Here is a 9,979-nt window from a genome sequence, read left to right as displayed (position 1 = left end):
CCTCCGTACGGGTCACCGATACGGCGGGCTCGGGCCATCCGACCTCCTCGATGTCGGCCGCCGACCTCATGGCGGTGCTGATGGCCAAGCATCTGCGCTACGACTTCGACCGGCCCGGCCATCCGGGCAACGACCGGCTGCTCTTCTCCAAGGGCCATGCCTCGCCGCTGCTGTACTCGATGTATCTGGCGGCGGGCGCGGTCGACGAGAAGGAATTTCTCACCTACCGGAGGCTCGACAGCCGGCTCGAAGGCCATCCGACGCCGCGGCTGCCGTGGGTGGATGTCGCCACAGGCTCACTGGGCCAGGGACTGCCGGTGGGCGTGGGCATTGCGCTCGCCGGACAGCGGCTCGGGCGGACTCCGTACCGCGTCTGGGTGCTCTCGGGCGACAGCGAGATGGCCGAGGGATCGGTGTGGGAGGCGATCGAGCACGCCGGTGTCGAACATCTCGACTCGCTGACACTCGTGCTCGATGTCAACCGGCTCGGCCAGCGCGGTCCCACGCGCCATCAGCGGGATCTGGAGGCGTACGGCCGCAGGCTGCGCGCGTTCGACTGGCACACCATCGAGATCGACGGCCATGACGTCGACGCCATCGACGCGGCCTTCAACGAGGCCCGGTCGACGGGCCGTCGGCCGACCGCGATCATCGCGGGCACCCGGAAGGGAAAGGGCGTCGCCTCCGTCGAGGACCGCGAAGGGATGCACGGCAAGGTACTGCCCGACGCGGAGAGCGCCATCGAGGAGCTGGGCGGACGGCGCTCCATCCGGATCTCCGTGGCGAAGCCCGCCGAGCCCGAGGCCCCGGCCCGTACCGCCAGGCATCCCGTCACTCTGGAACTGCCGCGCTACGAGGTCGGCGACTCGGTCGCCACGCGTGACGCGTACGGCAGGGCGCTCGCCGCGCTCGGCACGGCCCAGGGCGAGGTCGTCGCGCTCGACGGCGAGGTCAGCGACTCGACCCGGGTCGAATTCTTCGCCAAGGAGCATCCCGACCGGTTCTTCGAGTGCTACATCGCGGAACAGCAACTGATCGCGGCGGCCGTCGGTATGCAGGCGCTCGGCCATGTCCCGTTCGCGTCGACCTTCGCGGCCTTCCTGACCCGCGCGCACGACTTCCTGCGGATGGCGTCCGTCAGCCGGGCCTCGATCAATGTCGTCGGTTCGCACGCCGGTGTCGCGATCGGTCCTGACGGTCCGTCGCAGATGGGCCTGGAGGATCTGGCCATGTTCCGCGCCATACACGGCAGTACGGTGCTGCACCCGTGCGACGCCAACCAGACGGCACGGCTGGTGGCGGAGATGCACGCGCTGTCGGGTGTGCGCTATCTCCGTACGCTCCGGGGCGCGACGCCGGTGATCTACGGTCCCGACGAGGAGTTCCCGGTCGGCGGCAGCAAGGTGCTGCGCCGCTCCGACGGCGACCGGGTGACACTGATCGGCGCCGGAGTCACCGTGCACGAGTGTCTGAAGGCGGCCGATCTGCTGGCCGGCGAGGGCATTCCCGTACGTGTCGTCGACCTCTACTCGATCAAGCCGGCCGACGAACACACACTCCAGGCCGCGGCGGCCGACACACACTGTCTGATCACGGTGGAGGACCATCATCCGCAGGGCGGTGTCGGGGACGCGGTGGCCGAGGTGTTCTCGGACGGCCGCCCGGCGCCCAAGAGGCTGGTACGGCTGGCGGTGAACAGGATTCCGGGCTCGGCGACACCGGAGGAGCAGCTCCGCGCGGCGGGTATCGACGCGGAGTCGATCGCGGCGGGAGTGCGGCTGCTGGTGGAGAAGATCATCCGCTGACGGCTCAGCGCGCCCGCTGTCCGGCGTCAGGGGCGCTCACGCTCCTGACGCCGGTGACGCTCATGTCGCGTCGTACGTGCCGTCGTGCGTCGCGTCGTACGTTCCGTTGGAGGCCGGTGCCGCCGGTGCCGTGAACTCACCGGCGAGCGCGGCGGCCATCCGGAGTTCCGTGGCGGCCTCCGCGCGGCGGCCCTGCCGCTCCAGCGTGCGGCCCAGCATCAGGCGCGCGTACGGCTCCACCGGGTCACGCTCCAGGACGGCGCGCAGTTCGGCCTCGGCCTTGGCCAGCCGCGCCGAGTGGTAGTACGTACGGGCGAGCAGCAGCCGCGGCGAGACCTGCTCCGGCACCTCCGCCACCAGTCCGTCGAGGATACGGGCAGCCGTCATGTACTCCTTGGCGTCGAAGAACAGCTGCGCGCGGTCCCAGCGTTCCGCGGCCGTTCCGTGCTCGTAGTACGTGTCGTAGGACGTGCTCTCCACGTGTCCTCCTCCGGTCCCCGATGGTGTCGTACGCTGACAACAGTTTAAGGTGGTTGAACATTCCACTATCGATTTGGTGTGGATACTGCCCCTCCGGACGCCACGGGATTAGGTTGGGCGCCATGAGCAATCTTGATCGTCAGGCCGCCCTCACCGTGTGCGGCGGTCGCGGCTTCGTCGTGGCCGAGCCGGTGCGTGAGCTGCTGAGCCCGCGCCGGGTCCAGCTCGGCGAATCCACCGAGGTCCGCAGACTGCTGCCCAATCTGGGCCGCCGGATGGTGGGCGCGTGGGCTTTTGTCGACCACTACGGTCCCGACGACATCGCGGACGAGCCCGGAATGCAGGTGCCGCCTCATCCCCATATGGGCCTCCAGACCGTGAGCTGGCTGCACGACGGCGAGGTGCTGCACCGCGACAGCCTCGGCAGCCTCCAGACCGTACGCCCGCGCGAGCTGGGCCTGATGACCTCGGGCCGGGCGATCTCCCACTCCGAGGAGAGCCCGCGCAGGCATGCCCGTTTTCTGCACGGCGCCCAGCTCTGGGTGGCACTTCCCGATGCCCACCGCCAGGTCCAGCCGCGCTTCCAGCACCACGCGGAACTGCCCGTCGTCACCGCCCCCGGTCTGACCGCGACCGTCATCCTCGGCGCGCTCGACGGCGCGGTCTCACCCGGCACCACCTACAGCCCGATCATCGGCGCCGACCTGGCACTCGCCCGCGGCGCCGAAACACGTCTGCCGCTGGAACCGGACTTCGAGTACGCCGTCCTGTCCATGTCCGGCGAGGCCGAGGTCGACGGCGTCCCCGTACTGCCGGGATCCATGCTCTACCTGGGCTGTGGCCGCTCGGAACTGCCCCTGCGCGCGGAGTCCGACGCCGGTCTGATGCTCCTCGGCGGCGAGCCGTTCGAAGAAGAGCTGGTGATGTGGTGGAACTTCATCGGCCGCTCACAGCAGGAGATCGAAGAGGCTCGCCAGGCCTGGACAGCCGGCACCCGCTTCGGCGAGGTACAAGGCTATGACGGCGCCCCACTCCCCGCCCCAGCCCTCCCGCCGACGCCGCTGAAACCGCGAGGCCGCACGCGCTGATCTGCGCGTTCGCGTGTCGTCAGCCGGGACGTTACCGTCCGGCATGGAAAGTTACTCACTGTGACCTCTGCTGTGGCCACGTCGACTTCGGACTTAGTGCCCATCGTCGCAGTGGCCGCACCCCATGCCCGGGGCGGCCCGGTGGAGTTCGGTACCGATGGGTGACAGAGCTTCCGGGCCGGCGGTCCCCGACCAGGCGACGGTGCCTTCGATGACCGGCAGCTCTCCTTCGGGGTAGTCGGCCCAGGCCGAGCGCCGGACCAGCAGCGGGTGCAGGCGGTCCCAGGCAGTGGCGACGGCCTTGCCGTAGTGGGTGGTGCTGGTCACCGTGGTGACGGACAGGACTGGTTGAGTGGCCGCAACCTCGAACGCGAACTCGGTCCCGCGCTTGGGCTTGCCCCCGCCCCCGCCGGCTGCGGCGGGGGCTGGAAGTACAGGACGCGGTCCGAACGCATCCGGCCCAGCAGCTCAATGGGCAGGTCCGCGAGCAGGAAAGCCAGGCGGGTCACGTCATAGCTGGCATCGACGACAACCAGAACGGGCGGGTCGCCGATCTGCCACTGGCCTGCCGCACCCGCAGGTAGTCCATGACCTGCGTGAACGCGGGTGCGTCACCGGCCTGGCCGGGAGTAAGGACGAAGGCGAGCGGTCGGCAGTGGCTGTCGGCGGCGAGGTGGACCAAGCGGGAAGACTGCGGTGGCGACGCCCTGCAGGGCCCGGCCGGTAATCAGCAGGGGCAGGCTGTCGGAGAGGGCGGCCAGTACGGATCCCACCGACGTGACAGCGAGCACGCCGAGCAGGACCGGCCGCCTGCCGTACTGGTCGCCCACCCTGCTAAGCAGTGGCGTCGACACGGCGGCGGACAGCAGGGTGGCCGTGGTCAGCCAGCTGACGGCGGAGGCGGAGGCGTGCAGGTCCCGTTGGACGATGCCGAGGACGGGCACCACCAGGGTTTGCATCATCGAGACGACCATGGCGCCCAGGCCCAGGGCCAGGATGAGTCTTCGGCCTCCGCGCGAGTCCGGGTGCCCGGTGGGGGCGGAGAACACCGCGGCTGCCCCGGTACTGGCGGTCGGCACACCGCCGGCGCGGTTTCCGCCGATGGAGGTGCCACGGGATGCCATGCGGGGCGTGCGTGACCGTCTGGGCGGCGTTGCCATGAGGAGAGGCTTTCGTGAGAGGGAGAGGCGCGCCCGGGCAGGCGGTCCCCCGGTCGTTGAGAGTCTGTGCCTGGGCAGGTGTTCAGCCGAGGGTCTTGAGCAGGGCCGCGGCGAGCGACGCGGAGGATGCGGGGTTCTGCCCCGTGTGCAGGCTGCGGTCGACGACGACGTGCGGTGCCCAGGCCCCTGCCGAGGAGTACCGGGCGCCCGCGGCCATGAGCCGGTCCTGCAGCAGCCATGGCAGCCGGTCGGCCAGGCCGGTCTGCTTCTCTTCCGCCGCGCTGAAGCCGGTGAGCCGGTATCCGGCGAACGGCCAGCCGCCGCTGGCGTCCTGCGTGGCGAGCAGCGCGGCCACACCGTGGCACACGGCGCCCAGCGGCATTCCCTTCTCCAGGACGGTGCGCAGCAGCCGGGCGGAGTCGGCGTCCTGGGACAGGTCCTGGATCGGGCCGTGCCCGCCGACGTAGAACACGGCGTCGTAGCGGGTGGGATCGACATCGGCCAGCGCCAGCGGACGACGCAGTTCGGTGACGGTCTCCAGCACGGTGACAGCCGCTGCCGCGCCAGCCGGGCCGCCGTTGACCTCGGGCTGAAGGCTGGCGGCGTCGACGGTCGGCTGGACACCGCCGGGCGTGGCGACGGACACCCTGTGACCGGCTTTCGTAAAGGCGTGGTACGGCGCCGTGAACTCCTCCGCCCAGTAGCCGGTGGGGTGCTCAGTGCCGTCAGCCATCGTCAGGCGGTCGGCGCCGCTGATCACCATGAGGATCTCTGCCATGTCGTACGTGCTCCCTGAACGTCCCGGAAGTCACCGGGTGGGGTGGTGGCCATCGCCAAGCGGTGGCGGAACGTGCACCAACCTAGGTTGCGTTTAGCTCAGAAAACCAATAGGAATTCCCGTATGCATCATCAGAAAGTCGATGGATCGGGAAGCGAATTCGACTTCCGTCCGGAGGGCGTCGGGTCCCTGGACCTCGGCCTGCTGCGCACCTTCCTGGCCGTCCACCGGGCCCGCTCGCTGACCACCGCAGCCCGGATGCTGGGCATCTCCCAGCCCACCGTGAGCGCCCAGATGCAGACCCTGGAACGGCAACTGGGACGTCAGCTCTTCGAACGCCTGCCCAGGGGCGTGGCACCCACCACGGTCGCCGACGCGCTGGCCGGAGAGATCGCTGCACCGCTCGACGCGCTGGCCGCCGTCGCGGACCGGCGGCGGCCCGGCGTCGAGGTGCCTGCCGAACCGGTGCATGTGGGCGGCCCGGCGGAGATGCTCGCGGTGAGAGCGCTCCCCGCCCTCGCCCCTTTGACAGCGCAAGGTGTCCTGCTCCGCGTCACCGCGGGACTCGCCGACGAACTACTCGACGGCCTACAGGCCGGACGTTTCGACCTGGTCCTGTCGGCCCTGCGGCCCAGGGGCCGCTCCCTGGCCGCGGTCCCACTCATGGACGAGGAGTTCGTCCTCGTCTCGGCGCCGGCGTGGGCACAGCAGATCGGGCCGCTCAGCTGTCAGGACCCGGGGCCACTCCACGATGTCCCACTCATCGCCTACGCCGAGGATCTGCCGATCCTGTGCCGCTACTGGCGTCATGTCTTCCGGGCGCGTCTGTCCGCGCGTCCCGCTGTCGTCGTTCCGGATCTGCGGGGCGTGCTGGCCTCTGTCACCGCCGGGGCCGGTGTGACGGTGCTGCCGCGCTACCTGTGCGAGGACGAGCTCGCCTCCGGTGCGCTTGTGGAGCTGGTGTCCGTCGAGGACCCGCCCATCAACACGGGGTTCCTGGTGGAGCGGGCCGGGGCCCTGCCCCGTCCACCGGTCGCTGCGGTCCGAGAATGCCTCGTCCGCGCCGCCGAGTCCTGGTAAGGACGCCGTGTCTGCCTTCCGCTCGGCATCCGGCTCGCTGAGCAGATGGCTAACGGCATGTGCCGATGCCGGCCTGAGTCGGACGCTGGCCCTGGTCGGCCGGCGAAGCCTGCGGCCCATTGAGTGGACGAAAGCAACGAGCTGGCGAGCGTGCGGACCGGCGGAGGAGACCGAGGGTTGCCCGTGACGACCCGCGGGCAGTGGGGCGGGGAGACGCCGGTCCACCACTTGCGGCGATCTCCCCCGGTCGGCAAAGGACGTCGTGCGTGATGGTCCAAACGCTCCTGGTCGGCGGCGTTCGCCGGGGGCGGTGGTTGTCCGGGCCGGTCAGCGACGGGCCACGGCGTTCCAGCTCGCCAGAATCGGCAGGACTCGGGCGGTGGGAGAGTCGGGCTCGGTGGTGTAGACGACAAGGCGCTGGTCCGGTTCGTGAGGCGCGCAGACAATCTCGATGTTGAAGGACATCGGACCGGCGGTGGGGTGCTGGATACGTTTGTTCACCGACGCGTAGTCGCGGACCGTGTGATCGTCCCACCATCGGGCGACGTCACGGTCGGTGGCGCGCAGTTCGTCCATGAGCGCGGTGAGGCGGCGGTCGTGCGGGCGGCGGGCGATTTCGCGGCGCATGGTGGCGACGGTGGCTGAGGCGAAGTCGCACCAGTTGACGATCCGCTCGCGTGCGATGGCGTCTTGGAACATGTACCGGACGAATGATGCGCCTGGCTCCAGTGGGCTGCCCAGGATCTCTGTTAGAAGGGCGTTGCGGGCCAGCACCTCGCCGCGATGGCCGAGCAGCAGCACCGGTACGTGGCGGAGGGTGTCCATCAGGCGCAGCAGCCCAGGATCGGGGCGCTGGACCATGCGCGGCGTCGCCGGCCGGTGCGGGGTGGTGGGCGCGGCCAGGTCGTGGAGATGAGCGCGTTCGATCTCGTCCAGACGCAGGGCCCGGGCCAGCGCGTCGAGTACTCCGGCAGAGACGTTGGCCTGGCGTCCTTGTTCGAGCCGACTGTAGTAATCCGGGCTCACGCCCGCCGCTATGGCCAGCTCGTCCCGGCGCAGTCCCGGCACCCGCCGGGCTCCGGGGAAGGGCTCGATGCCGGCCTGGGACGGGGTGAGGCGGTCTCGGCGGGAGCGCAGGAACGCTCCGAGTGCGGCGCGGTCGCGTGGCATTTCTCCAGCGTAGGCGGCCCGAGACGCCCCTGACTGGTCCTGCCGTAACCAGGTTCGTCCTGACCTGGCCCGGTACCCGCGGCCCACATAGAAAGGGACCCATGACTTCCCTTCACACCAACGACACTCCCCCCACGACTCCCCTCACGCAGATGATGAAGCGCTGGATACTGCCCGCAGAGGCGACCGACGCCGCCAAGCTCGTCCTGGAAGAGACGCCCGTGCCCGTACCTGGCCCCGGCGAGGTCCGCATTCGCGTCCGGGCGATCTCGATGAACTACCGCGACCAACTGATCCTCAAAGGCCCCTTCGGCCGGCTGCCAAAGCAGGACCTCGTCCCGTTGTCGGATGTCGCAGGCGAGATAGATGCCGTCGGTCCGCAGGTCAAGGGCTGGAGCGTTGGTGACCGCGTCACCAATCTGCACGTGCTCGACTGGAGCGACGGCCGCCCGCCGGCCACCATGGGCCTGGGACTGGGCGCCTTGCACGAGGACGGAGTGCTCGCCGAGTACGTCGTCCTTCCGACCCGACGCGTCATGCGTGCCCCCGCCAACCTCGACCACCCCGAGGCAGCCACCCTGCCCGTGGCCGCCCTGACCGCCTGGAACGCCCTCTACGGAGACCACCCGATCACCGCGGAGAGCACCGTCCTGATCATCGGCAGCGGCGGCGTCGCGCTCTCCGCCCTGCAGTTCGCTCGGGCAGCCGGCGCCCGGGTCTACGCGACCGTGCGCAACAATGCCGCGGGTGACGCCCTCGTCCACCTCGGCGCTGCGGGCTACGTCAACAGCATGACCGAACATGACTGGGGCGATGCGATCTTCGCGCTGTCTGGGGGCGTCGACAAGGTGGTCGACAGCGTCGGCGTGTCGATCCTGAGCCAGGCCCTGGCCGCCCTCGCACCGGGCGGTGAGATCGCCACCCTCGGCCTGTTCGATGCGACCGGCGGGCCACTGGACGGGTACGCCCTGCTCGGTAAGCAGGCTCGCATCCGCGGCGTCGCGGTCGGCAGCGAGGCCATGCACCGCGATCTTGTGCGTCATGTCGAGACCCATGACATCCACCCGGTGATCGACCGCCGGATCGACTTCCTCGACGCCCCAGCCGCGTACACGGCTCAGACCTCCGGCGGGCTGTTCGGCAAGGTCGTCATCAAACTCGACTGACTGAGCCTGCCGACGCCGACACGAAGGAACCGGGCCGAGCACCCGAGGTGGTGCTGCCGGCGACGTCCTTCGTCCGGGACAGTGCCGAAACGGGTGTCGGCGTCGATGACGACCTGGCGGTTGGTGGGGTACCGGTAACTCTCGACTGCTCATGCTGAGACAGGGATCACAGAGCAGCCTCGCCACAGAATTCCCTCCCTTGGGGGAACGAATACTGTTACTCCCCACCAAAGCGAGTCTCGTCGGCCGGGCAGCTGGATCTGCCCTGCATTGCACACGGCCTCACCATCTCGGGAGGGCGAGCCTTGAGGCGCCCGATCCCCGGCCTCGCCCTGCGGTGTGAGCGAGAGAAGGTGTCCAGGCCGGTACAGTCCCTCGCTGGTGTCCTGGTGCAGTAGCCCGTCGGCGACCAGCCGCTGGACGGTTTCGGGCCAGACCTCCGGGTTGGGGCGCCGGCCCCGCCCGTCGGAGAGATAGATGAAGCCGTAGACCCCGCTCTGATGGAATCGAAGCCCGCCCGCCTCCACGGCTTCAAGGGCTCCGAGCTGGCGATCACCGAGATGGCCCAGTCATCGTCCCGGCCAGGGTCCTGTTCCCTGTTCAGGCAGTGGACCGACGCCTTTGAGGGCTGAGCAGCATCCGGCTCGGGCAGGAGACGACGGTACGCGGATACGGACTGGACGAGCCGCTCGCAGGCCGCGTCCCGGCGCGCGACGAGCTGCCCGATCTGCGAGACAGAGGTGCGCAGCAGCGCGTAGGCGACGCGCGTACCGCCGAATTCGCCGCGCCCGACGGGTTCGAGCAGTCCGATGGCGGACCGGGCGGCGCGGGTCAGTTCGCCGTGCAGCTCGTCCATGTCGCGCGCGGCCTCGGCGACCATCCTGCCGACCCGGCCGCGAGGATCGCCCAGCGGGCGGTTGTCGCTCAGCGCGCAGGGGTCCTCGACGCCGAACTCCTCGGCGACCAGGTGGGCACCGGGCCGCTCGGCCGCGTCGTGGGGGTTCATTCGGCCGTCTCCATTCGGGCCAGGAGGGCGCGGACGAGAGTGGGCAGGCTGTCGGGGCCGTCGCCGAGCCGGACATGGTCATGACGACCCAGGTGGTCGCCGTACCGGTCGCGCGGGCAGTGCCAACAGCACCCCGCCGACCACCGCGACCACGGCGGCGTGGACGAGGTTGGCGGTACGGAAGGCGCGGCCGGCACCCCACCGGTCCACGAGCGATCCGGCGAACGAGAAGGACACCAGGCGCGG

11 protein-coding genes are annotated in these 9,979 nt (G+C 70.0%); 4 read left to right on the top strand and 7 right to left on the bottom strand.

The window, feature by feature from the left end:
- Nucleotides 1–1,805 (top strand): transketolase (locus GA0115259_RS31335; protein WP_093603253.1); only part of this gene is annotated, 1,805 nt, incomplete at its 5' end.
- 60 nt (nt 1,806–1,865) lie between these two features.
- On the opposite strand, the gene GA0115259_RS31330 is transcribed toward GA0115259_RS31335, so the two are convergent.
- A complete protein-coding gene (locus GA0115259_RS31330; RefSeq protein ID WP_093603251.1) occupies nt 1,866–2,285 on the bottom strand; it encodes a tetratricopeptide repeat protein in 420 nt (139 codons plus the stop codon).
- Nucleotides 2,286–2,407: 122 nt separating this feature from the next.
- Here GA0115259_RS31330 and GA0115259_RS31325 point away from each other — a divergent pair, with 122 nt between their 5' ends.
- On the top strand, nt 2,408–3,373 hold the full coding sequence (locus GA0115259_RS31325) for a pirin family protein (RefSeq protein WP_093603249.1): 966 nt from the start codon (nt 2,408–2,410) through the stop codon (nt 3,371–3,373).
- A 93-nt stretch (nt 3,374–3,466) separates the two neighbouring features.
- On the opposite strand, the gene GA0115259_RS31320 is transcribed toward GA0115259_RS31325, so the two are convergent.
- The 4 genes from GA0115259_RS31320 to GA0115259_RS31305 all read right to left on the bottom strand — a co-directional run bounded on the left by GA0115259_RS31320 (nt 3,467) and on the right by GA0115259_RS31305 (nt 5,311).
- On the bottom strand, nt 3,467–3,700 hold the full coding sequence (locus GA0115259_RS31320; protein WP_093603247.1) for a hypothetical protein: 234 nt from the start codon (nt 3,698–3,700) through the stop codon (nt 3,467–3,469).
- The gene (locus tag GA0115259_RS31315) at nt 3,697–3,882 is read right to left on the bottom strand and encodes a hypothetical protein (RefSeq protein WP_256098224.1); all 186 of its coding nucleotides are present in this window, start codon (nt 3,880–3,882) and stop codon (nt 3,697–3,699) included. The genes GA0115259_RS31320 and GA0115259_RS31315 overlap by 4 nt, the downstream gene beginning before the upstream one ends.
- A gap of 102 nt (nt 3,883–3,984) precedes the next feature.
- Nucleotides 3,985–4,497 carry an MFS transporter gene (locus GA0115259_RS31310; protein ID WP_093603243.1) on the bottom strand — a complete coding sequence of 171 codons (513 nt, stop codon included), beginning with the start codon at nt 4,495–4,497 and terminating at the stop codon, nt 3,985–3,987.
- 118 nt (nt 4,498–4,615) lie between these two features.
- Entirely contained in the window at nt 4,616–5,311 is a 696-nt protein-coding gene (locus GA0115259_RS31305) for a type 1 glutamine amidotransferase domain-containing protein (protein WP_093603241.1), read from the bottom strand.
- A gap of 123 nt (nt 5,312–5,434) precedes the next feature.
- Here GA0115259_RS31305 and GA0115259_RS31300 point away from each other — a divergent pair, with 123 nt between their 5' ends.
- Nucleotides 5,435–6,391, top strand: a complete 957-nt coding sequence (locus tag GA0115259_RS31300; RefSeq protein WP_093603240.1) for a LysR family transcriptional regulator — start codon at nt 5,435–5,437, stop codon at nt 6,389–6,391.
- A gap of 327 nt (nt 6,392–6,718) precedes the next feature.
- Here GA0115259_RS31300 and GA0115259_RS31295 read toward each other — a convergent pair whose 3' ends face one another.
- A complete protein-coding gene (locus tag GA0115259_RS31295) occupies nt 6,719–7,561 on the bottom strand; it encodes a helix-turn-helix transcriptional regulator (protein WP_093603239.1) in 843 nt (280 codons plus the stop codon).
- A 101-nt stretch (nt 7,562–7,662) separates the two neighbouring features.
- On the opposite strand from GA0115259_RS31295, the gene GA0115259_RS31290 reads away from it, so the two are divergent.
- Nucleotides 7,663–8,727: a zinc-dependent alcohol dehydrogenase family protein gene (locus tag GA0115259_RS31290; RefSeq protein ID WP_237540628.1), complete on the top strand. Its 1,065-nt coding sequence runs from the start codon at nt 7,663–7,665 to the stop codon at nt 8,725–8,727.
- Nucleotides 8,728–8,944: 217 nt separating this feature from the next.
- Here GA0115259_RS31290 and GA0115259_RS31285 read toward each other — a convergent pair whose 3' ends face one another.
- Nucleotides 8,945–9,733: a hypothetical protein gene (locus tag GA0115259_RS31285; RefSeq protein WP_093603237.1), complete on the bottom strand. Its 789-nt coding sequence runs from the start codon at nt 9,731–9,733 to the stop codon at nt 8,945–8,947.
- Nucleotides 9,734–9,979 lie beyond the last annotated feature (246 nt).

The sequence above is a fragment of the Streptomyces sp. MnatMP-M17 genome (assembly GCF_900091995.1).
In the GTDB taxonomy this organism is placed as follows: domain Bacteria; phylum Actinomycetota; class Actinomycetes; order Streptomycetales; family Streptomycetaceae; genus Streptomyces.
Note: the sequence above shows the minus strand (reverse complement) of the source record. Positions and strands in the feature narration are given on the sequence as shown.